23 protein-coding genes are annotated in these 23364 nt (G+C 65.6%); 16 read left to right on the forward strand and 7 right to left on the reverse strand.

Going from position 1 to position 23364, the window contains the following annotated elements; translation table 11 throughout:
- Positions 1 to 56: 56 nt before the first annotated feature.
- The 4 genes from MA07_RS20265 to MA07_RS20280 are packed head-to-tail and all read left to right on the forward strand — an operon-like array spanning position 57 to position 3974.
- Entirely contained in the window at positions 57 to 1067 is a 1011-nt protein-coding gene (locus MA07_RS20265; RefSeq protein WP_036355848.1) for an ABC transporter permease subunit, read from the forward strand.
- Positions 1064 to 1975 (forward strand): ABC transporter permease subunit, encoded by a 912-nt coding sequence (locus MA07_RS20270; RefSeq protein ID WP_036355851.1) that lies wholly within the window; start codon positions 1064 to 1066, stop codon positions 1973 to 1975. The genes MA07_RS20265 and MA07_RS20270 overlap by 4 nt, the downstream gene beginning before the upstream one ends.
- A 2-nt stretch (positions 1976 to 1977) precedes the next feature.
- Positions 1978 to 2994 (forward strand): oligopeptide/dipeptide ABC transporter ATP-binding protein, encoded by a 1017-nt coding sequence (locus MA07_RS20275; protein ID WP_036355854.1) that lies wholly within the window; start codon positions 1978 to 1980, stop codon positions 2992 to 2994.
- Positions 2991 to 3974, forward strand: coding sequence for a peptide ABC transporter ATP-binding protein (locus tag MA07_RS20280; RefSeq protein ID WP_036355855.1), 984 nt, complete (start codon positions 2991 to 2993; stop codon positions 3972 to 3974). Before MA07_RS20275 ends, MA07_RS20280 begins: the two co-directional genes overlap by 4 nt.
- Before the next feature lie 4 nt (positions 3975 to 3978).
- Here the strand turns inward: MA07_RS20280 and MA07_RS20285 are convergent, their stop codons facing one another.
- Complete coding sequence (locus MA07_RS20285) at positions 3979 to 5997, reverse strand: AI-2E family transporter (protein ID WP_036355858.1); 2019 nt, start codon at positions 5995 to 5997, stop codon at positions 3979 to 3981.
- 192 nt (positions 5998 to 6189) lie between these two features.
- On the opposite strand from MA07_RS20285, the gene MA07_RS20290 reads away from it, so the two are divergent.
- Positions 6190 to 6981, forward strand: a complete 792-nt coding sequence (locus MA07_RS20290) for a dienelactone hydrolase family protein (RefSeq protein ID WP_244445307.1) — start codon at positions 6190 to 6192, stop codon at positions 6979 to 6981.
- Between the two features lie 45 nt (positions 6982 to 7026).
- On the forward strand, positions 7027 to 9105 hold the full coding sequence (locus MA07_RS20295) for a M3 family metallopeptidase (protein ID WP_036355861.1): 2079 nt from the start codon (positions 7027 to 7029) through the stop codon (positions 9103 to 9105).
- Between the two features lie 31 nt (positions 9106 to 9136).
- Here MA07_RS20295 and MA07_RS30230 read toward each other — a convergent pair whose 3' ends face one another.
- The 4 genes from MA07_RS30230 to MA07_RS20310 all read right to left on the reverse strand — a co-directional run bounded on the left by MA07_RS30230 (position 9137) and on the right by MA07_RS20310 (position 12549).
- The gene (locus MA07_RS30230; protein WP_160195463.1) at positions 9137 to 9313 is read right to left on the reverse strand and encodes a hypothetical protein; all 177 of its coding nucleotides are present in this window, start codon (positions 9311 to 9313) and stop codon (positions 9137 to 9139) included.
- Between the two features lie 85 nt (positions 9314 to 9398).
- Complete coding sequence (locus MA07_RS20300; protein WP_036355864.1) at positions 9399 to 10400, reverse strand: aldose epimerase family protein; 1002 nt, start codon at positions 10398 to 10400, stop codon at positions 9399 to 9401.
- 5 nt (positions 10401 to 10405) lie between these two features.
- Positions 10406 to 11287: an SMP-30/gluconolactonase/LRE family protein gene (locus tag MA07_RS20305; protein WP_036355867.1), complete on the reverse strand. Its 882-nt coding sequence runs from the start codon at positions 11285 to 11287 to the stop codon at positions 10406 to 10408.
- Positions 11288 to 11364: 77 nt separating this feature from the next.
- Complete coding sequence (locus MA07_RS20310) at positions 11365 to 12549, reverse strand: amidase (RefSeq protein ID WP_036355870.1); 1185 nt, start codon at positions 12547 to 12549, stop codon at positions 11365 to 11367.
- 157 nt (positions 12550 to 12706) lie between these two features.
- Here MA07_RS20310 and MA07_RS20315 point away from each other — a divergent pair, with 157 nt between their 5' ends.
- From MA07_RS20315 to MA07_RS20355, 9 genes are all read left to right on the forward strand, one after another.
- Positions 12707 to 13927, forward strand: coding sequence for an ABC transporter substrate-binding protein (locus tag MA07_RS20315; protein ID WP_052003367.1), 1221 nt, complete (start codon positions 12707 to 12709; stop codon positions 13925 to 13927).
- A 78-nt stretch (positions 13928 to 14005) separates the two neighbouring features.
- Entirely contained in the window at positions 14006 to 14434 is a 429-nt protein-coding gene (locus MA07_RS20320; protein WP_036355872.1) for a DUF559 domain-containing protein, read from the forward strand.
- Between the two features lie 3 nt (positions 14435 to 14437).
- Entirely contained in the window at positions 14438 to 16285 is a 1848-nt protein-coding gene (locus MA07_RS20325) for an ABC transporter permease (RefSeq protein ID WP_036355875.1), read from the forward strand.
- Positions 16282 to 17058, forward strand: a complete 777-nt coding sequence (locus MA07_RS20330; RefSeq protein WP_036355878.1) for an ABC transporter ATP-binding protein — start codon at positions 16282 to 16284, stop codon at positions 17056 to 17058. The genes MA07_RS20325 and MA07_RS20330 overlap by 4 nt, the downstream gene beginning before the upstream one ends.
- Complete coding sequence (locus MA07_RS20335) at positions 17055 to 17768, forward strand: ABC transporter ATP-binding protein (protein WP_036355880.1); 714 nt, start codon at positions 17055 to 17057, stop codon at positions 17766 to 17768. The genes MA07_RS20330 and MA07_RS20335 overlap by 4 nt, the downstream gene beginning before the upstream one ends.
- A gap of 130 nt (positions 17769 to 17898) precedes the next feature.
- Positions 17899 to 18213 (forward strand): 2Fe-2S iron-sulfur cluster-binding protein, encoded by a 315-nt coding sequence (locus MA07_RS20340; protein WP_036355883.1) that lies wholly within the window; start codon positions 17899 to 17901, stop codon positions 18211 to 18213.
- A gap of 70 nt (positions 18214 to 18283) precedes the next feature.
- Positions 18284 to 19327, forward strand: a complete 1044-nt coding sequence (locus MA07_RS20345; RefSeq protein WP_036355886.1) for an NAD(P)/FAD-dependent oxidoreductase — start codon at positions 18284 to 18286, stop codon at positions 19325 to 19327.
- 63 nt (positions 19328 to 19390) lie between these two features.
- On the forward strand, positions 19391 to 20629 hold the full coding sequence (locus tag MA07_RS20350; protein ID WP_036355889.1) for an allantoate amidohydrolase: 1239 nt from the start codon (positions 19391 to 19393) through the stop codon (positions 20627 to 20629).
- A 10-nt stretch (positions 20630 to 20639) separates the two neighbouring features.
- Complete coding sequence (locus tag MA07_RS20355; RefSeq protein ID WP_036355890.1) at positions 20640 to 21080, forward strand: GNAT family N-acetyltransferase; 441 nt, start codon at positions 20640 to 20642, stop codon at positions 21078 to 21080.
- A 3-nt stretch (positions 21081 to 21083) separates the two neighbouring features.
- On the opposite strand, the gene MA07_RS20360 is transcribed toward MA07_RS20355, so the two are convergent.
- A complete protein-coding gene (locus tag MA07_RS20360; protein WP_081929083.1) occupies positions 21084 to 21599 on the reverse strand; it encodes a GNAT family protein in 516 nt (171 codons plus the stop codon).
- A gap of 79 nt (positions 21600 to 21678) precedes the next feature.
- Between MA07_RS20360 and MA07_RS20365 the strand changes: the two genes are divergently transcribed.
- Positions 21679 to 21984, forward strand: coding sequence for a hypothetical protein (locus MA07_RS20365; RefSeq protein ID WP_152568946.1), 306 nt, complete (start codon positions 21679 to 21681; stop codon positions 21982 to 21984).
- Between the two features lie 50 nt (positions 21985 to 22034).
- Here MA07_RS20365 and MA07_RS20370 read toward each other — a convergent pair.
- The coding region (locus tag MA07_RS20370; RefSeq protein ID WP_036355896.1) for an aromatic amino acid ammonia-lyase at positions 22035 to 23364 on the reverse strand (1330 nt) is incomplete at its 5' end.

Raw genomic sequence — 23364 nt, forward strand, 5'->3', positions numbered from 1 at the left:
CTTCAACCTACGGCGGAGCGGCTTCTAAGGCCGCTCCGCCTTTTTACATTCAGCCGATGCTCCGCTTCATCCTCACTCGCGTCAGCTTGATCATTCCGACCTTTCTCGGGATCACATTGCTGGCCTTCTTCCTGATCCGCCTCGTGCCAGGCGATCCGATTGAAACCCTCGCCGGCGAACGCGGGATCGATCCCGCACGCCATGAACAGCTCCGCAAGGAATACGGCTTCGACAAGCCGATCCTTGTCCAGTACGGGATCTATCTGGCCCGCGTCCTGCAGGGGGATCTTGGCAAGTCCATGATCACGCAGGAGCCGGTGCTGAGCGAGTTCTCGGCGCTGTTCCCGGCCACCATCGAGCTCGCCACCTGCGCGATCCTCTTCGCGCTGCTGCTCGGTCTTCCGGCAGGCATCATCGCGGCGATCAGGCGAAATTCGATCTTCGACCATGGCGTCATGGGCATCTCGCTTGCCGGTTACTCCATGCCGATCTTCTGGTGGGGCCTGATCCTGATCCTGCTGTTCTCGGTGCAGTTCGACCTGACGCCCGTCTCGGGCCGCATCGACGTGCTGTACTACATAGAGCCGATCACCGGCTTCCTGTTGGTCGACACGCTCCTGTCGGACGAGCCGGAGGCCTTCTGGTCGGCGGTCAGGCACCTGATCCTGCCCACCATCGTGCTCGGGACCGTGCCGCTCGCGGTGATTGCCCGCATGACACGCTCCGCCATGCTGGAAGTTCTCGGCGAGGACTACATCCGCACCGCCAAGGCGAAGGGTCTTTCCCGATTCCGGGTCGTTGCCCTGCATGCTCTGCGCAACGCCCTCATTCCCGTCGTGACCGTGATCGGCCTGCAGATCGGCGTGCTGTTCACCGGAGCGATTCTCACCGAGACGATCTTCTCCTGGCCGGGTGTCGGCAAGTGGCTTATCGACGCCATCTTCCGGCGCGACTATCCCGTCCTGCAGGGCGGTGCGCTGCTGCTGGGCGTGGTCGTCATGAGCGTGAACCTCCTCGTCGACCTTGCCTACGGCCTCATCAATCCTCGCATCAGGCATACGCGATGACCACTGAAACCATGGAAGCTCCGGCCGTCGCTGCGCCGACGGCCACACCTCCTCATCCCTTGCGCGAGTTCTGGGGCTATTTCAGCGCCAATCACGGCGCCGTCGCTGGGCTCGTCGTTATCGTCGCCGTCGTGCTCATCGCGCTGCTGGCCGATGTAATCGCACCTCACTCGCCCTATCTGACGGACACTTCGATCGCTCTCAAGCCCCCGTTCTGGCAGGAGGGCGGCACGCTGGCTTATCCTCTCGGCACGGACCCGATCGGCCGCGATATCCTGTCCCGCCTGATCCACGGCGCGCGGCTGTCGCTCCTCATCGGCATCTTCGTTGTGGCGATCTCGATCGCAGTGGGAACCGTGCTCGGTCTCGTGGCAGGCTTCTTTCGAGGCATGACCGAGATCTTCATCATGCGCCTGATGGACATCATCCTCACGCTGCCGAGCCTTCTGCTCGCCATCGTGATCGTGGCGGTGCTGGGCCCGGGTCTGATGAACGCGATGCTGGCGGTTGCCCTGGTGATCCTGCCGCATTACGTGCGCCTTGCCCGCGCGGCGGTGATCACGGAGACCTCCAAGGACTACGTGACGGCCGCCCGCGTGAGCGGCGCCGGCACGACGCGCCTGATGTTCCGGGAAGTGCTGCCGAACTGCACCGCTCCTCTGATCGTTCAGGCCTCGCTGGGCATCTCGACCGCGATCCTGGATGCGGCAGCCCTGGGTTTCCTCGGCCTCGGCGCGCAGCCTCCGTCCCCCGAATGGGGCACCATGCTGGCTGATGCCCGCGAGTTCGTGCTCCGCGCCTGGTGGGTCGTAACCTTCCCGGGTCTGGCGATCCTCGTCACGGTGCTTGCCTTCAATCTTCTGGGCGACGGTCTTCGCGACGCCCTCGATCCAAAACTGAAGCGCTGATCATGGCTCTTGTAGAAATTGAAAACCTGTCGGTCGAATTCCCGACCCAAGGCGGCATCATGCGGGCCGTCGACGGCGTGAGCCTCAGGCTCGACGAGGGCGAGGTGCTCGGCGTCGTGGGCGAATCCGGCTCCGGCAAAAGCGTCACGATGCTGGCTCTCATGGGCCTCATCCCCTTCCCTGGCCGCGTGCGCGCCGACAAGCTCGCCTTCAACGGCCGCGACCTCCTGACGATCTCGGACAAGGACCGGCGCAAGCTCACCGGCAAAGACGTCGCGATGATATTCCAGGAGCCGACGACCAGCCTCAACCCGTCCTTCACGGTCGGATTCCAGCTCACGGAAACCTTGCGCCTGCACGAGGGCATGGACCGGAAGGCCGCCGGGCGCCGGGCCGTGGAGCTGCTTGGTCAGGTTGGTATTCCGTCACCGGAAAGCCGGTTGTCCGCCTATCCGCACCAGCTCTCGGGCGGCATGAACCAGCGCGTGATGATCGCCATGGCCATCGCCTGCAACCCGAAGCTGCTCATCGCCGACGAGCCGACCACCGCTCTCGACGTGACGATCCAGGCCCAGATCCTCGACCTGCTCATATCGCTCCAGAAGGAGCGCAACATGGGCCTGGTCATGATCACCCACAACATGGGCGTGGTGGCCGATACCGCGCAGCGGGTGATGGTGATGTATGCGGGGCAGATCATGGAGGAGCGCTCCGCCGCCGACCTCTTCGCCTCGCCGCAGCATCCTTATACGGCCGCCCTGTTGGCGGCGCTCCCCGAGCGCAGCGAGGGAGGGCGTCTGGCGACCATCCCCGGCGTGGTGCCAGGCCTTTACGACCGTCCCAAGGGGTGCCTGTTCAGCCCGCGCTGCGCCTACGCCACCGAGCATTCGCGCAACGTGCGCCCCGACCTGCGCGCCTGGGCGGGCGGTCACATCCGCTGCCATTATCCCCTCGGCGATCCAAACCGGAGCGCCGACATTCAGCATGATCATCCCGTTGGGACGGAGGCTGCATCGTGAAGGCTCCCGTTGTCGAAGCCAAGGGCCTGAAGCAGGTCTATAAAATCAAGCGCGGCCTGTTCAAGGAACCGGCAGCCCTGCAGGCCGTCGGCGGCATTTCCTTCGCCATCGAGCCCGGCAAGACCCTTGCGGTCGTGGGCGAGTCGGGCTGCGGCAAGTCTACGCTCGCCCGCATGGTGACCCTGATCGAGAAGCCCACCGAGGGTGGGCTGACCATCGACGGGATCGATGCGGTCAATCCGCCGGCAAATTATGCCAAGGACCTGCGCCGCATGGTGCAGTTCGTCTTCCAGAATCCCTACGGCTCGCTCAACCCGCGCAAGAAGGTGGGCACGATCCTGGAGGAGCCGCTGGCCATCAACACCAAGCTCTCAAGCTCCGAACGCACTGAGCGCGCGCGAGCCATGATGGCGAAGGTGGGCCTGCGGCCGGAGCACTACAACCGCTACCCGCACATGTTCTCCGGCGGTCAGCGCCAGCGCATCGCGATTGCGCGCGCGCTGATGCTTTCGCCGAAGCTCGTGGTGGCGGACGAGCCGGTCTCGGCCCTCGACGTTTCGATCCAGGCGCAGGTGCTCAACCTTCTGGCCGACCTGCAGGAGGAGATGGGCCTGGCCTATCTCTTCATCTCGCACGATCTCGGCGTGGTCCGGCACATCGCCCACGACGTGCTGGTCATGTATCTCGGCCATGCGGTCGAGCACGGCCCGAAGGAGAAGATCTACGCGCGTCCGCTGCACCCCTACACGCAGGCGCTGCTTTCCTCCACGCCCGGCATCACCGGGGTGAAGCGCAAGCGCATCATCCTGAAAGGGGAGCTTCCCTCGCCGCTCAACCCGCCGAAGGGCTGCGTGTTCTCGACCCGCTGCCCCTATGTGACAGAGCGCTGCAAGGTGGAGCGTCCCGCCCTGCGGGAACTCGACGGGCGGCAGGTCGCCTGCCACTACGCCGAGAACTTCCTGAAGGAAGCGGCGGCTTGAACCGTTAAGCAGGCAACGGCAGCCGCTTGGCTGCCGTTGCCTCATTTTCGCTTGAGGAATTGGCCTTCTCCGGCAGCTTCTCGTCGCCGGTAGCCACCTTGAGGCATTGCACCACCGCATCGCGCAGGGACGAGACGTAGTAATTGGCGCCGAGCGTGGCGCGCATCGTCTCGCTCTTCAGCACCGCATCTTCTGCCGGCCAGAGACCGACAAGGGTCGGAGCCTTGGCCTTCTGCTTCAGCCGCCGCAGCAGGTAGCGCAGATGCGCCGGCGTGCCGCTGATCTCCAGATAGCTGATGCACACCATCTGCACGCCGGTCATATCCAGGTTGAAGATCTGCCGGCGCGACACGGCCTCATGCGGCACGACGCGGATGCCTAATCCATGCTTGCTCAGGAGCTGCGCAAGCATTTCGGAGGCTGCTTCATCCAGAGGTCCGCGGCCTGCGACGCACAACACTGCTCCCTCGGCTCTCCAGACTTCCGGAATCCGGCTCTCCTCCGGCAGGGCCTCGGGCACCGCCGGATCCTTGTTCGCAGGCTTCTCGCTCGCAGGAGCCGCAACCGGCTCATCCTCCGTGTCCTCCGGCTCGGGCTCCACATCGTCATGCCCGCCCAGGTCCTGCACCAGGGCGCGGATCACGTCCTTGACCTGATCGAGCTGGCGGTGGGTGAGGACCCCGCGTGTCGCGTCATTGGCGGCAAGCTGGAGCCCCCGCAGGGCAACCTCATCGTAATAGGACGTCAGCGAACGCTCCTTGAGGAGCAGTTCCGCCGATTCCAGGGCTTCGTCCGGATCGCCTGCGAGCATGCGCTGATAGAGGTTCTCGGCCGGCGTCAGGGCAGGCCGGTCGCCGAGCAGCACGTCGAGAAACTCAAGCCGCTCCACATGCCTGCCCAGCACCACGAGGCACAGGGTCAGGGGCGTTGCGATCAGCAGGCCGACCGGTCCCCAGATCCAGGTCCAGAAGATGGCCGAAATGACGACGGCGAAGGGTGAGAGGCCCGTGCTCTGCCCATAGACCACAGGCTCGACCACATGGCCCATCAGGGGCTCGCCGATAGCATAGAATGCGAGTGTCATGAGAGCCATGGACCAGCCGGGATCGACCGAAGCGGCAAGCAGGATCGGCGGCACGGCGGCAAGGAACGAGCCGATATAGGGCACGAAGCGCATGAGGGTGGCAAAGACGCCCCATAGGATGGGGCTCGGCACCCCGATCAGCCATAGGCCGATCGCTGCCACCACACCGAAGGACGCGTTCAGCGCCAGCTGGGTCAGGAAATACCGGCTGAGGCGCCGCGCAGCATCGTCCATGGCGGCCGTGGCGCGATGCAGGTCGCTGGCCCCGAACAGGCGGATCATCCGGTCGCGCAAATCCTCGCGCTGCATGAGGATGAAGACCAGAACGACAAACACGATACCCATGGTGGCCAGGGGCTCGAGCAGGGGCAAAAGCACGTTCCTGGCGACCTGGGCCGGTGTCGGATCCGGCTCGTGCACTTCTACGGGGAGAGGCTTCGGCTCCGCAGGCGGCGGTGGCGTGGTGGCATTGGGAGACGCGGGCGCCTGCTGCTCTGGCGGCGGCTCTGCGACGGCTTGGTCGAAGCGACGGCCGAAATCCTTCAGGAGCGCCGGCAGCTTGCCGAGCGAACCCTCGCGCAGGTGGCCGATCTTGTTCTCGATGGTGCTCTGATAGCGCGGCAGATCGGTTGCTAAGCCGGCGACCTGGAAGCCGATGACGGTGGCCAGGGACACGATGATCCCTAAAGCGACCAGCACGGCGATGATGACGGCCGGCACCCGGCTGAGTCGCCACCGGCGCAGCAGCTCGACGAACGGCGCAAGCACGAACGCCAGCAGGATGGCGAGCACGACGGGCAGGAAAACCTCCCGTCCGACATAGAGCGCGGCCAGCACGACGACACACACAGCCAGGGTCAGCAGGCCGGAAAGCCCCGGAACGCCGGGGGGCTGAATCTCCGTCTCCGGAGGGGGCGCGGGGGTCGGTGCGGGGCGCATTCAGGTGATCTCTGCAGGCCGGCGGGACGATCCCGCTGGCCTGCAAACAACGTGCTCAAGCCTGAAACGATCCTTAAGCTTGGCCGAAAGCGTGTCCGTTCAAAATGCTGGGACCTTTTGCCATCTGCAAGCCTTAAGGATGCGCACCCATCTCAAGGGTACGAAATTCCCGCCGAGCGGCTTCAATCTCCCATGTCGATCACCAGACGCAACCTTCTGATCGGGGCAGCCCTTGCTGCCTCTTCCACCGCCCAGGCCCAACAGGACAAGTCCCTCTCGATGCCCCTCACCGCACAGCGCAACGCGTTCAAGAGCGGCGGCAAGGCGATTGCCGTCGAAACCTTTCAGGGGCCCGGCGCCTCGCCCCGTCCCACGCTCCTCATGCTGCATGGCGCCGACGGCTTAGGCTACAACAGCCAGTACCGCGAGGCGGCTCGCGACGTGGCGGCCGCCGGCTATCAGGTTCACCTGGTTCACTATCTCGACCGCACGGGTGAGAAGCGGGCGTCGTTCAGCACCCTGTTCCAGAACTTCATGCCCTGGATGAGCACGGTCCAGGATGCCCTGACCTTCGCGGCGAATCATCCGGGCGCCGATTCGAGCCGTATCGGCATCGTGGGCATTTCCCTGGGCGCTGCCTTAGGGTTGGCCGTGTCGAGCACCGATTCGCGCGTGAAGGCGCTGGTGAACTATTTCGGCCCCCTGCCGCAGGGCGCGATCGCCACCACCTCGCGGCTGCCGCCGACCCTGGTGCTGCACGGCTCGGCCGATCCCATCGTGCCGGTGGCCAATGCCTATGCGGTGGAAGCCCTGCTGCGCCAGCAGAACGTGCCGCACGAGGTGAAGGTCTATCCCGGCCAGGGCCACGGTTTCAGGGGCGCTGCGGAGGAGGACGCGAGCCGCAGGGCACTGGCCTTCCTGCAGCGCCACCTCGCCGGCAACCGGGCGTCGACGAACTCAGACCCCCTTTCCGTGGATGGCTGACGGGACTAAGACTTCAGGTCTCCCAATCAACAGGCAGGAGCGACCATGACGGCTTCAGACGCGGCTCTCGCAGGCAATCCCCTTCTCACGCCATGGACGGCCGCGTTCGGTCTTCCGCCCTTCGAGAGCATCGCGCCGGAGCATTACAGGCCAGCCTTTGACACCGCGCTCGCCGAGCAGCAATCCCAGATCGCGGCGATCGCCGAGAGCACGGAAGCGCCGACCTTCGCCAACACCATCGAGGCGCTGGAGCGCAGCGGCCGGACGCTCAAGAAGGTGGGCGGCGTGTTCTTCAACCTCGCCGGCTCGCACACCAACGATGCGCTTCAGGCCATCGAGCGCGAGATGGCGCCGGTTCTCGCTAAGCACCGCAACAGCATCTTCATGAACGAGGCGCTCTACCGGCGCGTGGCCGCGCTCTACGACAAGCGCGAGAGCCTCGGCCTCGACCCTGAGCAGATGCGTGTTCTCGACCGCTATCACACGATCTTCGTGCGCGCCGGCGCCAAGCTCGGGCCCGAGGATAAGAAGCGGCTCGCTGCCATCACCGAGCGGCTCGCGAGCCTCGGCACGCAGTTCTCGCAGAACGTGCTGGCGGACGAGAAATCCTATCAGCTCGTTCTCGACGGCGAGGCGGATCTCGAAGGCCTGCCCTCCTTCCTGCGCGAGGCCGCTGCCCAAGCCGCCGAGGATCGCGGGCTGAAGGGCAAATACGTTATCACGCTCTCCCGCTCCAGCATCGAGCCGTTCCTGCAGTTCTCCAAGAGGCGCGACCTGCGCGAGCAGGCCTTCAAGGCCTGGGCCGCACGCGGCGACAACGGCAATGCGACCGACAACAAGGCCATCATCGCCGAGACGGCGGCCCTGCGCGCCGAGCGGGCGAAGCTCTTAGGCTACGAGACCTTCGCCGACTTCAAGCTCGCCGACACGATGGCGAAGACGCCGGACAACGTGATGAAGCTCCTGAACGACGTGTGGACGCCGGCCCGCGCCCGTGCGGAGGAGGAGCGCAACGACCTGCAGGCTCAGGCGCAATCCATCGGCGACAACATTGCCGTCGAGCCGTGGGACTGGCGCTATTACGCGGATCAGGTCCGCATGGCGCGCCACAATCTCGATGAGGCGACGATCAAGCCCTACTTCCAGCTCGACCGCATCATCGAAGCCTCCTTCGAGACAGCGCATCGGCTCTTCGGCCTGAGCTTCCAGGAGCTGAAGGACTTCCCGAAATATCATCCCGACATTCGCGCCTGGCAGGTGGTGGATGAGAGCGGCCAGGATATCGGCACCTTCATCGGCGATTATTTCGCACGTTCATCGAAGCGCAGCGGCGCCTGGATGAGCGCCTTCCGCTCGCAGGAAAAGCTCACCGGCGACATTCGCCCGATCATCGTCAACGTGATGAACTTCGCCAAAGGCGGCGCGGGCGAGCCGTCGCTTCTCAGCTTCGACGACGCACGCACCCTGTTCCATGAATTCGGTCACGGCCTGCATGGCCTGCTTTCGAACGTAACCTACCCGCTTCTCGCGGGAACGGCCGTGTCGACGGATTTCGTGGAGTTGCCCTCACAGCTCTACGAGCACTGGCTCTCCCAGCCCGATATCCTGCGCCGCTACGCAACCCATTACCGGACGGGCGAGCCGATCCCGGAGGAACTGCTCGAGCGCCTGATGGCGGCGCGCAACTTCAACCAGGGTTTCGCCACGATCGAGTTTCTTGCCTCGGCTTTCGTCGATCTGGAGCTGCACCGCCGCAAGGACCTGAGCAATCTCGACGCATCCGCCTTCGAGGCGGAGACCCTGCAGAAAATCGGCATGCCGCGCGAGATCATCATGCGTCATCGCACTCCGCATTTCACCCACGTGTTCTCGGGCGACGGCTATTCGTCAGGCTATTACAGCTATCTCTGGTCGGAGGTGCTCGACGCAGACGCCTTCACAGCCTTCGAGGAGACAGGCGATGCCTTCAACCGCGACATGGCGGACAAGCTGAAGCGCTTCATCTACTCCTCCGGCAATCTGCGCGATCCGGCCGAGGCCTACACGGCATTCCGAGGGCGCCTGCCGACGGCGGACGCTCTCCTGGCCAAGCGTGGGCTGGTCCCTGCGGGTACAGATGCTTGAGTGAGAAAGGCGGCGGGCTCGAGAGAGCCCGTCACGCCGTGCCGGTGACGGCTTCGCGCACCCGTCGCGGCATGTGAAGCCGGATCCGACCGACGCGGGACTTATCCTTCGGGGTTACCTCGGAAGAGGCGAGCGGGCGCAGGATGCTCTTCAGGAAAATCATTCCCTTGGGATCGATTTCCAAGGCTTTCGCATCAAGCACCGGCATGGGCGCCATCCCCTACTGTTTGTGTTTGTCTGGAAACGCAACGCCTACAAAGAAGAACCCGCATGCATGAGCAAAGTTCCTTGCGTCAGCGAGAGAACCTCAACTCGCTGACCTGGCGTGATACCTGACCTGGCATCAGAAGAGACGACGGAAAATGGGCATTATTGGGGCTGTCGGGGAACCGCTGCGGCTCCAGGCAGAGCCCTCCATGCCGGCCGTATCTGGCTCCTCCCAATCCCTGAACGGGCATATCGAGCAGGTGCCCGTCATAGAACTGAACGCCGGGCTCCGTGGTCCAGAGCTCCATGGACACGCTGCTCTTGGGCGAAGTTAAGGTCGCGGCATGACGAAGTTCGCCATAAGGGCCGCGCAGGACGAAATTGGTGTCGTAAAGGGTGTGCTGGGCTCCATGGATCGGCCTCGCGGCCGTGAAGTCGTAGTCGGTTCCCGCCACGGCTCTGATCTCGCCCGTGGGGATCAGGTCGGACCTCGTCGGCGTGATGTGATCGCCTGCGATTATCAGCTCGTGAGCTGAGATGTCCGCGCTGCCATCGAGATTGAAGTAGCCGTGGGTGGTAAGGTTCACCGGCGTGGGCTGGTCGCAGGTGGCCTCCAGTACAATCCGCAACCCGCATGACGGCAGGAGCGTGTAGGTGCAGGTCGCAACGAGCCGGCCCGGATAGCCCATGTCGCCATCCTCCGACACGAGGCTCAAGGTGACGCTGGCGGCGGTGTGATCAATGACGCTCCACAGACGCGTGCCGAAGCCCATGGTGCCGCCATGCAGCTGGTTTCTGCCCTCGTTTACATCGAGACGATAGGTCTCCCCGTTCAGGGTGAAGCAAGCGCCTCTGATGCGGTTGGCGTGGCGTCCGACGATGGCGCCGAAATAGGGGGAATGGGCGACGTAATCCTCGACGGAGTTGAGCCCGAGCACCACGCGCTGCGATCCGCCTGAGGAGGGCACGACGAGATCGCGCACCACCGCGCCCCAGGTCAGGACCTTCATCTCCATGCCGTCAGGTCCTTGCAATGAGACCTGCAGGACGTCCTGCCCGTTGAGGGAGCCGAAGCGCTCGATGCTCATGGTGCCTATCCCTCGAAGAGGTTGGTCTGCAGCCCGCGGATGCCGCCGGTCTCCACCTTGAAGAGATGGCCCGCCATCACGTCGATATGCGGGTCACGTCCGATGGCCGCGGTGGTGATGTAGAGCGTGGTGAGATCGGGCCCGCCGAAGGCGCATTTGGTCACCTGGGCGGTCGGAACCGACACGGTGCGCTCCACGGTGCCATCGGGAGCAAACCGCGTGATGCGCGAGGCGCCCCAATGGCAGACCCACACATGCCCCTCCGCATCGACCGCCATGCCATCCGGATGTCCCCAGCTCTGCTCGAAGCGGGTGAAGGGGCGCGGCTCGCCGATGGAGCCCCCGCCCGCATCGAGGGCATAGATCGTCTGGCCCGTCGTGTCGGTCGCGTAGATCCTCTGCCCGTCATGGCTGAAGGCTGGACCGTTGGTGACCACGATGCCGGAATGGAACTGGGTCAGCTCCCTGCCGTCCCAGCGCCAGAAGGCGCCGGAGGCGTTCTCCTCCTCGTCGTCCATGGTGCCGAAATAGATTGCGCCGTCCGGGCCCACATGGCCGTCGTTGATGCGGTTGCTGGGCTTGTCCTTGTCGGGAGACACGATGGGCTCGACCGCGCCGGTCTCGAGATTGAAGCGGGCGAGGCCGGACTTGAAGCCGGCGACCACCACATCCTCGTCAGGGGTCAGGGCGATGAAGCCGATCCGCTCGGGCGCATCGACACGGAAATGCTCCTTCGTGTCCGGCCGGTAGCGCCACACCCCCGGGTTCTTGACGTCGACCCAGAACAGGGTGTTCGAGCGGTGGTCCCACACCGGCCCCTCCCCCAGCACGCAGGCGCTGGCCACCGCCACATGCGGCGTTTCCGGGTGAACGGCTGGATGGGTCATGGCTTCCCCTCAAACAGGCTCGTGGTTTGCTTCTCGCTCTGCCGGTAACTCCGGCGGCGTCCGATGGGTCCCGTGGGTTATGCGCTCTCGGCGATGCGGCGCGCCAGCCGCACGAGGCTCAGGTCCGACCCGGCTGGCCCCATCAGCGACAGCCCCAGCGGAGCGCCGGACCGGGAGGCGAGCGGGATCGACACCTGCGGCAGGCCGGTCAGCACCGACAGGCAGAGCAGGTTCAGGGCGTTGTTGCGGTAATCGTTCAGCGACTCGTCGCTTTCGGTGAGGAGCGGGGCGATGTCGGGCATGGTCGGCAGGATCAGCACGGCGCCATCGAGCAGGGCGCTGAACCGCTTGCGGAAGGCGGCGCGAATCACCTGGGCTTCCGTGACTTGGCTGTCGGTCACCGCCCTGGAGAACTCGAAGCGGTCGGCCACGCCAGGGCCGAGGGGCGGATTGTAGCGCTCGATCATCGGCCCATCGACCGTCCAGGCCTCCCGGCTCTGGATGTAACGCATGGCCCAGTAGAGGGCCGTGAAGCCTTCTGTTGCCACATCGACCTCCTGCGCCTCGCCGAGCACGGCTTCCGCCCGGCGCAGGGCCGGCGCGAGCGCCTCCCGCACCGCCCCGTGCAGCAGCCCAAAGGCATCCCGCCCCAGGAGCACGCGAGGCTTCTGCGGCAGGGGAGTCGTGTCCTCGCCCAGCAGCACCTCGCCGACCCGCTCGAAGGTGGCGCCGTCGCGGGTGAAGTAGCCGCAGGTGTCGAAGGAGGGTGCAAGGTCGTGGCAGAGTTCGAGGCTCACCCGGGCATGGGTCGGCCGGATGCCGAAGAGGCCGCAATGATTGGCCGGCGCCCGCACCGACCCGCCCGTATCGGTGCCGAGAGCGAAATCGCACAACCCGTTCGACACGGCCGCCGCCGAGCCCGAGGACGAGCCGCCGGGAATGCGGTCGGGCGCGCCGCCGTTCACCGGCGTGCCGAAATGGGCGTTCTTGCCGCTCATGGAAAAGGCCAGTTCGTCCGTGATCGTCTTGCCCACGAGCCGCGCGCCGGCATCGAGCAGCCTCTGGACGGTCGGAGCCGTGCGGGTCCTGATGCCCGACATGGCGAGCATGTGGGGCGATCCCGCGCTGGTCGGGTAGCCCGCCACGTCGAACAGATCCTTGGCGGCAAAGGTCAGACCGGAGAGCGGCCCTGACGGCGCATGGGGAACCGGAACGGCCGGATAGGGCATGAAGGCGTGGGCGGGATCGCGGTCGAGGAGCATGGATCTGCCATATGAAGGAACGGAAAGGACGGCGAATGTGTCATCCTCTCCCGGTGACGGGCAAGGCAGGATTTCGCGAACCTTGGCAGTTTGTGTCTTTCTTCTCGACCCGGTTGGCCCTAAATCCTCGCACGTTCTCGACTGAAGGGATGCCGTCATGGCGACAATATCGACGATCCGCTGGCTGGCTCCGGCCTGGCTTGCCCTTGGAGCGGCGCTTGCCCTCGGGGCACCGGTGGCTCAGGCGCAGCAGGCCCCGATCAAGATCGGCGAGCTGAATTCCTATGCGCAATGGGCGGCCTTCACCGTGCCCTATCGGAACGGCTGGCAGATGGCCCTCGAGGAGATCAACGCCAAGGGCGGCGTGCTCGGGCGCAAGATCGAGATCGTCTCCCGCGACGATGGCGCGACCACGGGCAGCGCCACCCGCGTGGCGGACGAGCTCGTGAGCCGCGAGGGCGTCTCGCTCCTCTTCGGCTCCTTCCTGTCCAATGTCGGCGTCGCCATGGCCGATTACGCCAACCAGAAGAAGATCGTCTACATCGCGGCCGAGCCCCTCACCGATGCCGTGACGATGGCTCAGGGGAACCGCTACACCTTCCGCGTCCGGCCCAACAACTTCATGCAGGTCGGCATGCTGGTCGATCAGGCCAAGGCCTCCGGGGCCAAGCGCTGGGCCATCGTGGCGCCGAACTACGAGTACGGCCAGTCGGCCGCCGCCGTGTTCAAGCGCCTGATCCAGGAGCGGGTGCCCGGCGCGCAGATCGTCGCCGAGCAATACCCGGCGCTCGGCAAGATCGAGGCGGGCGCCACCGCGTCCGCCATCGAGCAGGCCAAGCCTGACGGCATCTTCAACGTGCTCTTCGGCCCCGACCTCACCCAGTTTGTCCGCGAGGGCAACACCCGCGGTCTGTTCGAGGACACCACGGTTCTGTCGCTCCTGACCGGGGAGCCCGAATGGCTGCTGCCGCTCAAGGACGAGGTGCCCGAGGGCTGGACCGTGACCGGCTATCCCTGGGACGAGATCAAGGAACCCAAGCACAAGGCCTTCATCGACGCCTATCGCGCCAAGTACAACGACACGCCGCGCCTCGGCTCGCTGCTCGGCTACATGGTCATGACCATGATCCGCGACGCCATCGAGCGCGCCGGCTCCACCGAGACGGAAGCGATCATCAAGGCGCTTGAGGATGCGAAGTTCGACACCGTGATCGGCCCGATCACCATGCGCGGCATCGACAACCAGTCCACCATGGGCGCCTGGGTCGGCAAGCTCGTGCTGAAGGGTGCAACTGGGGGCATGACGGACTGGACCTACAAGGAGGGCGCCTCGTTCATGCCGACGGAGGCCGAGGTGAAGGCGGTTCGGAAGGACTAGACGCGCCTTCACCCTCCCCTTGATGGGGAGGGTCGACCGTAGGTCGGGGTGGGGTGGTGCCACAACAGAAAACCAGTCATGTCGAACATCAACCGCTTCAGACGCGAAAGAGCAAAGCAGCTCCGCTCGAACACCACGGAGCCGGAGCAGGTTCTCTGGCGCGCGCTGAAGAACATTCCCGTCTACGGCAGTCACTTTCGCAGGCAGGTTCCCATTGGCCCCTATGTCGCCGACTTCGCCTGCCTGAAGGCCCGCCTCCTGATCGAACTCGATGGTGGTCATCATTCCGAGGATGAAGTCGCCGCCAAAGATGAAGCCCGGACCCGCTGGCTTGAAGCGGAAGGCTACCGCGTCGTCCGCTTCTGGAACGCCGAACTTTCCGAGAACATGAACGGCGTTCTCGACACCATTTACGCGGCCTTGTATGGCTCGCCTCAATCGGAGGCGCTTGCGCTTCCCACCCCACCCCGGCCTGACGGCCGACCCTCCCCCTCAAGGGGAGGGTAAGGAATGGACCCCGCTTTCCTCGCCGTTCAGGCCCTCAGCGGCCTGTCCAGCGCCTCCTCGCTCTTCATCACCGCCTGCGGTCTGACCATCGTCTTCGGCGTCACGCGGATCGTGAACTTCGCGCACGGTTCGCTCTACATGATCGGCGCCTACACGGCCGCGACCCTGGTGCCGCGGCTGCTCGAACTCTCCTTTGGACCCGTCACCTTCTGGGCCGGCATCCTGGCCTCGGCCGTCATCGTCGGGCTCATCGGCGTCATCATCGAGGTGCTGCTCCTGCGGCGCATCTACGGCGCGCCGGAACTCTTCCAACTGCTCGCCACCTTCGGTGTCGTGCTGGTGGTGCAGGATCTCGTGGTGCAGGTCTTCGGCCCGCAGGACATTCTCGGGCCGCGCGCGCCGGGACTGCGCGCGCCGGTGGAGATTCTGGGACGACGCTTTCCCTCCTACGAACTCGTGCTGATCGCGGCAGGCCCTATCGTGCTCGGCCTCGTGTGGCTCCTGTTGCGCAAGACGCGCTTCGGCGTGCTGGTGCGTGCGGCCACGCAGGATCGCGACATGGTGGCGTCGCTCGGCGTCAATCAGGCCTTGCTCTTCACCGGCACGCTGTTTCTCGGCGCGTTTCTCGCCGGCCTCGGCGGCGCGCTCCAGATCCCGCGCGTCTCGGCCAATACGGGCATGGACCTCTCCATCATCGCCGAGGCCTTCGTGGTCACGGTGGTGGGCGGCATGGGCAGCGTACCGGGTGCCTTCCTCGCAGCGCTCATCATCGGGCAACTCCAGGCCTTCGGCATCCTGATCTTCCCGAAAAGCACGCTCGTCGTCGTCTTCCTGCTCATGGCCGTGGTGCTGGCAATCCGTCCCCATGGCTTCTTCGGCCGGGCCGAGATCGTCGGCGGAACGCACGCGGTGGGCATTTCCAGCCGGGCTCCCCTGCCCGGCCGTCAGCTCATCCTGCTGGTTGTGATTGCGGTTCTCGCCGCCTTTCCGCTGCTGGCAGATGCTTATCTCCTGAAGGTCGCCACCGAGATCCTGATCTTCGCACTCTTCGCCTTCAGCCTGCAGCTGCTCATCGGCGTTGGCGGGGTCGTGAGCTTCGGCCATGCGGCCTTCTTCGGCCTCGGCGCCTACGGGGCGGCGCTCGCGGTCAAATGGTACGGGGTCTCGATGGAGGCAGCGCTGCCTCTCGGGCTTGCTCTCGCGGCCCTCGGCGCGTGCCTGGTGGGTGCCTTCGTGGTGCGCCTGTCCGGCATCTATCTCGCCATGATGACGCTCGCAGCCGCGCAGATCCTCTATGCGGTCGCGTTCCAATGGGTGGACGTGACCGGCGGCGACAACGGCATCGTCGGTGTCTGGCCGTCGTCCTGGGCGAGCGGGCCAGCCCCCTACTACCTGCTGACCGCAGCGCTGACGGTCGTCACGGTGCTGCTCCTGAAACGCATCATCGATGCGCCGTTCGGCTATGCCTTGCGGGCGGCGCGCGACTCGGAATCCCGTGCCGAGGCCATCGGGCTGAAGGTTCGTCAGCATCGCTGGATGGCCTTCATGATCGCCGGTGCCGCGGCCGGCCTTGCGGGGGGCCTCTATGCGTTTTCCCGCGGCTCGGTCGATCCGAGCCTGCTCGGGATCTCCACCTCCGTGGACGCGCTCACGATGCTGCTCCTCGGCGGCATCCAGACCGTGATGGGGCCGCTGGTGGGTGCTGCGGCCCTGCATGCCCTGCGCGACTGGATCATGCCGCTCACATCCCTGTGGCGGCTGCTGCTGGGGCTGAGCATCATCGCCATGGTGCTCATCTTCCCGCGCGGTCTCGTCGGCACCGTCCGTGACTGGTGGGAGGCGCGGGCATGACGCTTCTTGCTGTCAACGGCCTGCACAAATCCTTCGGCGGCGTGGTGGCGGCCCGCGACGTGACCTTCACGGTGGCGCGCGGCGAAATGCTGGCGATCATCGGACCGAACGGCGCCGGCAAATCCACCGTGTTCAACATGGTGGGCGGCCAGTTGCGACCGGATCGCGGACAGGTTCTGCTCGACGGGCAGGACATCACCCACGCGTCGCCGCAGAAGCGCTTCCGCCGCGGCGTGGGGCGCACCTTCCAGGTGGCGCAGACATTCCTCTCCATGAGCGCTGCCGAGAACGTCCAGATGGCGCTGATCAGCTGCAACCGGCAGAGCAGCGGCCTCTGGACTGCAGCCCGCGAGCGCCATCGCGACAAGGCCGTCGAATTGCTCTCGCGCGTCGGCATGGCCGAGGCGGCAGATACCCCATGCTCCGCGCTCGCTTACGGCGACGTGAAGCGGGTGGAACTCGCCATCGCGCTCGCCGGCCAGCCCAAGCTGCTCCTCATGGATGAGCCTACCGCCGGCATGGCTCCGCGCGAGCGGGCGGCGCTCATGGATCTCACCGCCTCCATTGCCGAGTCGCAGGGCATCGGCGTTCTGTTCACCGAGCACGACATGGACGTGGTCTTCGGCCATGCGGCCCGGGTGCTGGTGCTCCTGCGAGGCCAGATCATCGCCGCAGGCACCCCGGACGAGGTCCGGCAGGACGAGCAGGTGAAGCGCGCCTATCTGGGCGACGAGCGTGCTCTTGAGCCGCCGAGAGGAGTGAGCCCCGCATGAATGCGCCGCTTCTCGAAGTTTGGAACCTCTGCGCTTTCTACGGCCGCGCCCAGGTGCTGTTCGATCTGACCTTCCGGCTCCAGGCCGGTGAGGTCATGGCCTTGGTCGGCCGCAACGGGGCAGGCAAGACCACCACCCTGAAGGCGATCATGGGGCTGGTCTCGGCCTCGGCCAAGCAGGCCACCTTCAAGGGTCATTCCCTGGCCAGGCTCCCCACCTACAAGATCGCCCGTTTGGGCCTCGGCTACGTGCCGGAGGACCGGCGCATCTTCACCGACCTCACCGTCGAGGAGAACCTGGTGACGGGGCGCCGACCTGCCCCCGCCGGCCGTTCGCCCTGGACCCCGGAGCGGCTGTTCCGGCTTTTTCCCAACCTCGCCGAGATGCGCGGGCGGCGCGGCAACCAGATGTCCGGCGGCGAGCAGCAGATGCTGGCCATCGCCCGCACCCTCATGGGCAACCCGGATGCGATCCTGCTCGACGAGCCCTCGGAGGGTATTGCCCCGGTGATCGTCCAGATGATGGCCGAGGCGATCAGGGCCATGAAGGCGGAAGGCGTGGCCGTGCTGCTCTCCGAGCAGAACTGGGCCTTCGCCGCGGGCATCAGCGACCAGGCCTGCGTGATCGAGCGCGGCGAAATCCGCTTCCAGGGCTCCATGGCCGAGCTCATGGCGAACGAGGCTCTGAGAGCGGACGCCCTTGGGGTCTAGGAGGGTCAAGCCCCGGAAACAAACCAGGCCCTTAAACCATTGACGGGGCGGGCCGAAAGGCCGATATCCAGCCCACCCGGCGCACCTCCTGCGCCCCATCCCAGAATCCACACGAAGGAATTCCCGCTTCATGGGCGTCATCCATGTGACCGACCGGGCCGGCCAGCGCCACACCCTTGAGGCCATCGAGGGCTGGCGGGTCATGGAGATCATCAGGGACTGGGGCCTGCCCATCGAGGGCCTATGCGGCGGAGCCTGCGAATGCGCCACCTGCCACGTCTTCGTGGCCGAGGAGTGGATGGACAAGCTCTTTCCTCCCACGGAGGAGGAGGAGGACCAGCTCGACACGGTGGTGACAAAGTCCAGTTCCCGCCTGTCCTGCCAGATCCTGTGGACCCCCGAACTCGACGGCTTGGAAGTCACCCTGGCGCCCACCGGGGATTGATCGACACCCTGCCACATTGCCAAGACGGAGAGGCCGTGCTTTCGAAAAGGCCTCTCGAAGGAGCCTGTTTATGACCGACCATATCGAAACGGACGTCGTCATCATCGGTGCCGGGCCCGTGGGCCTGTTCGCCGTGTTCGAACTGGGCCTCCTCGATATCAAATGCCACCTCATCGACATCCTGCCGAAGGTGGGCGGCCAATGCGCCGAGCTCTACCCGGAAAAGCCGATCTACGACATCCCGGGCTTCCCGATGGTGACCGGCCAGGGGCTGGTCGACAACCTGATGGCGCAGGTCGAGCCGTTCAACCCCACCTTCCACCTCAACGAGATGGTGGAGAGCCTGGAATCCATCGGCACGCCCGAGGCGCCCCTGTTCCGGGTCAAGACCTCCGAGAACGGCACCACGTTCGTCTGCAAATCCGTGATCATCGCGGCGGGCGGCGGCTCGTTCCAGCCCAAGAAACCCCCGATCGACAACATCGAGGCCTATGAGGGCACGAGCGTGTTCTATGCCGTGCGCAAGATGGAGATGTTCCGGGGCAAGAAGGTGCTGATCGTCGGCGGCGGCGACTCCGCCCTCGACTGGACCGTGAACCTGCAGCCCATCGTCAAGCGCCTCACCCTGCTCCACCGCCGCGACGCCTTCCGCGCCGCGCCCCATACGGTGGAGAAGATGCGCTCCCTGGTCGCCGCCGGTGACATGGATCTTCACCTCGGACAGGTGAGTGCGCTCAAGGGCGACAATCACGTGCTGGAAGGCGCCGTGGTCCGTAAGGATGACGGCTCGGAACACCTCGTCGATTGCGACGTGATGCTGCCCTTCTTCGGGCTCACCATGAAGCTCGGGCCGATTGCCGAATGGGGCCTGAACCTGCACGAGAACCTGATCCCGGTGGATACCGAGAAGTTCGAGACCAACGTTCCCGGCATCTTCGCCATCGGCGACATCAACACCTATCCGGGCAAGCTGAAGCTCATCCTCTCCGGCTTCCATGAGGGCGCGCTGGCGGCGCAGAAAGTGCACCGCTACGTGTACCCGGAGAAGAAGCTCCTGTTCCAATACACGACCTCGTCCACGAGCCTGCAGAAGAAGCTCGGCGTCGCGGCGTAAGGGTTCTGAATCCGGGCTGCTCGCCTCTTGCGAAGCGGCCCGGTTCCTGAAACTCTCCCGGCCATGACAAACGCTACCGATTTCACCCTCGGCCGCCGCGTGATGGCGATGATCGAGGATCTCGCCCAGCATACGGATGAGCCCGGTCGCATCACGCGGCTTTATCTGTCCACCGCCCATCGCAAGGCCGCCGAAGCGACGCTGAGCATGATGCAGTCTGCCGGGCTCGATGCGCATATCGATGCGCTCGGCTCGGTCATCGGCCGCATGGAAGGCGCCGATCCCGACGCGCCCGCCCTTATCATCGGCTCCCATATCGATTCCGTGGTCGATGCCGGCCGCTATGACGGCAATCTCGGCGTGGTGCTCGGCATCGCGGTGGTCGAGGCGTTGCGGCATCAGGGGATCACGTCCTCCTGTCCGATCGAGATCGTGGCCTTCGGGGACGAGGAGAACGTTCGCTTCCCGACCAATCTCTCCACCTCCTCGGCGCTCGCGGGCCGCTTCAACCCGGCATGGCTCGACGGCCGGGACCAGGACGGCATCGCGCTGCGCGATGCGCTGGTCGCCTTCGGGGGCGATCCGGCGGGCGTTGCAGCTCTCGCCCGCGATCCGGCGCGCACTCTTGGCTATCTCGAGGTTCATATCGAGCAGGGCCCGCAGCTCGAAGCAAAAGACCTGCCGGTGGGCATCGTGTCCGCCATCAACGGCATCACAAGAGCCCGCGCTCACGTGATCGGCGAGGCAGGCCACGCCGGCACCGTGCCGATGAATATGCGCCGCGATGCGCTGGCCGCCGTGGCCGAGATGATCGGCATCGTGGAGCGCGCCGGTTCCACGCGCACCGATACGGTGGCGACCGTAGGCGTCGCCCAGGTGCAGCCCGGCGCGATCAACGTGATCCCCGCGCGGGTCGACTTCACCCTCGATGCGAGAGCGCCGGACGATGCGGTGCGCGAGGCTATGGTGCAGGACATCCTGTCGGAGTGTCAGGCGGCAGCCCAGAGGCGCGGCGTCGAGCTCGTCATCGAGCCGTTCATGGATTCGCCCGCCACCCCCATGGACAAGGGATTGATCGAACGGTTGGAGGCCGCCGTGCGGGACCTCGGTATCGAGCCGCTTCACCTCGCCTCCGGTGCGGGCCATGACGCGGTCGCGATGGCCAATCTCTGCCCCTCCGCCATGCTCTTCGTGCGCTGCAAGGGCGGCATCAGCCACAACCCGGCGGAGTCGATCACCGTCGAGGATGCGGATGTGGCTGCGCGTGTGCTGCTCGGCGCCGTGAAGCAGATGACTGCGTAAGGTTCATTCAATGACACAAGTGCCTACACTCGCGTTCGTCGATGACGATTCCTTGGTTCAGAAAGTCGCTGTCGACGGCATCCGTGGGTTCAACGCGACTCTGTTCCCCGACCATCCGTCAGGCCAGGATCTTGCCATTGCCATCCGCGATCCCGAGACTCATGAGCCGGTCGGAGGCCTCTGCGGCCGCACGTCCGGCGGATGGCTCGCGATCAACTTGCTCTTCGTGCCCGACGCATTGCGCGGCATGGGTCTCGCCACACAGCTCATCGCCATGGCCGAAGAGGAAGCAAGGCGGCGCGGCTGTCACGCGGCCTGGCTCGACACGCTCAACCCGATGGCGCTCCCGCTCTACCAGCGCCTGGGCTATGAAGTCTTCGGCGAACTCAAGGACTATCCTGTCGGCAACAACCGCTTCTTCCTGCAGAAGAAGCTTTCACCCACGGCCTGAGCATCAGCCTTTCCACTCGTCCGCCAGCACCGCCCAGCGCTCGTGGTCGCGCCATTCGCCGTTGATCCTCAGGTAGCGGGGCGAGAAGCCCTCCTGGCGGAATCCGAGCCGCTGCACGAGGGCGCGGGAGGGCTGGTTGGCGGGCTGGATGTTCGCCTCCACCCGGTGCAGCCCGAGTTCGCCGAAGGCATGGGTCACTACGAGGCTCACGGCCTCTCTCATCAGCCCGCGTCCGCTCATGCCGGCCATGCCGTAATAGCCCATATAGGCGCTCTGAAAGAAGCCGCGCACGATCTCGTTCAGGTTCACGACACCGACGATCCGTCCGCTCTCCCGCTCGCGGGCGATGAAGCCCATGGAGCGCTCGCCGTCGCAGCGGGCAAGGTAACCGAGGAAGCTCGCGTGATCGCGGCAGGGCGAGACCCAGGGCTCGTGCAGATCGATGCTGGCGAGATTGGCCGTCACCAGCTCGGCGCCATCCGAGGCCTGAACGGGGCTAATCGTAACACGTGGCAACATGAGGTTCATTCCGGCTTCAGGAACCATGGCATAGACCTGCCGTTGTCGTCAGCCCCTCCCCTAACGATAAGGAATGGACATGCGCGCCATCATTCTCCCCGCTTTCGCCCTCGCTCTCGGTGCCGGCTTCCTCGCCGCTCCTGACGCAGCTCATGCGCGTTTCAGCCCTGAGCAGATTCAGGCGCCGTCGCTCGTGGACAATGTGGCCTGCGTGACGCGTCGCATTCGCACGGTGCGCCCCAACGGCCGCGTGGTCTATCGCACCGTTCGCCGGTGTGGCGTCCCCGCCTGGCAGCGCCGGGTGGATCGCTGCCGCACCATCCGCGAGCGCATCGTCCGCCCGAACGGCAATGTGGTCTACCGCACCATTCGCCGCTGCCGCTGATCGGCATCGCCTCCAACAATCAAAGGCCCGGGATGACCGGGCCTTTTCGTTTATTCCAGCTCGCCGATGGCGCTCTCGACCGCTTCGACCACGGCGCCGGAGCGCACGAGGTCGAGGGCCTGACGCATTTCGGTGGCGTACCAGCGGTCGCCCTCGAGGGCCGGCGGAATGACGGCGCGGATCGCCTCCATGGCGGCGCGCGAGCCCTTGCCCAGGGGGTAGTCTCCGGCAAGCGGCTCCACGAGGGTCAGCGCCTGGGCTGCCATGAGGAGTTCGCCCGCCACGATCTGCTCCACGTTCTCCACGATGATGCGCGCCTTGCGCCCGCACCAAGTGGAGTTGGAGATGTGATCCTCCGCGTTGGACTTGCCCGGGATCGAATCGACCGAGCCCGGCGTGGCAAGGCTGCGGTTTTCCATGACCAGCGCCGACATAGAGCACTGCACGGTGGCAAAGCCAGTGTTGAGGCCGCGCTTGCCGGCGAGCAGGTTGCGCGGCAACCCGTAGGACATGGTGGGGTCCACGAGGCGCGCGAGCCGCCGCTCGGAGATGGTGCCGAGATCCGCCATGGCGATGGCCAGAAAATCCATGGCCTGCGCCATGTACTGCCCGTGGAAGTGTCCGCCCGAGATCGACACGTAGCCGCCCTGCCCGTCGTCGAAGATCAGCGGGTTGTCGGTGGCGGAGTTCATCTCCGTGCCGATGATGCGCTCCACATATTCCAGCGCCTCGATCACGGGCCCATGAACCTGCGGCGTGCAGCGCAAGGAATAGACGTCCTGAACGCGAGGCGATGCGGGCTGGCCGGGCTGGCGCGGCTCGTCCGGGAAGACGATGTCGCGCGCATCCTGTGAACAGCGCTTCGAGCCATCGAGGATCCGCAGCAGGTTGCGCGCGACCTTGGCCTGGCCCGGATGCGGACGGGCCTTGTGCACGCGCGGATCGAAGGCAGCCAATTCGCCGCGCATGGCCTCGAGCGACAGGCACATGGCGATATCGGCATGCTTGAGCAGGCGCCGCGCATCGTGGGTGGCGAGAGCCCCGAGCGCCAGCGACGTGGTCGAGCCGTTGATGAGCGCGGAGGCATCCTTGGCCCCGAGCTCGAAATCGGGATCGAAGCCCGCCAGGCGAATGGCGTCGCGGGCCGGCATGACGCGGCCCTGATAGACCATGTCGGCCTCGTCGAAACCGCAGACGGCGCCGGCCATGTGGGCCAGCGGCGCGAGATCGCCCGAGGCGCCGACGGACCCTTTCTGCGGGATCACCGGATGCAGGCCCGCGTTGAGGAACGCGATGAGCCGCCCGACCAGCTCGACCCGCGGGCCGGAATAGTTGGACGCGAAGGCGTTGGCGCGCAGCAGCATCATGGCGCGCGTCACG

Origin of the sequence: Microvirga sp. BSC39, from assembly GCF_000739015.1 — a bacterium.
Classification (GTDB): Bacteria; Pseudomonadota; Alphaproteobacteria; order Rhizobiales; family Beijerinckiaceae; genus Microvirga.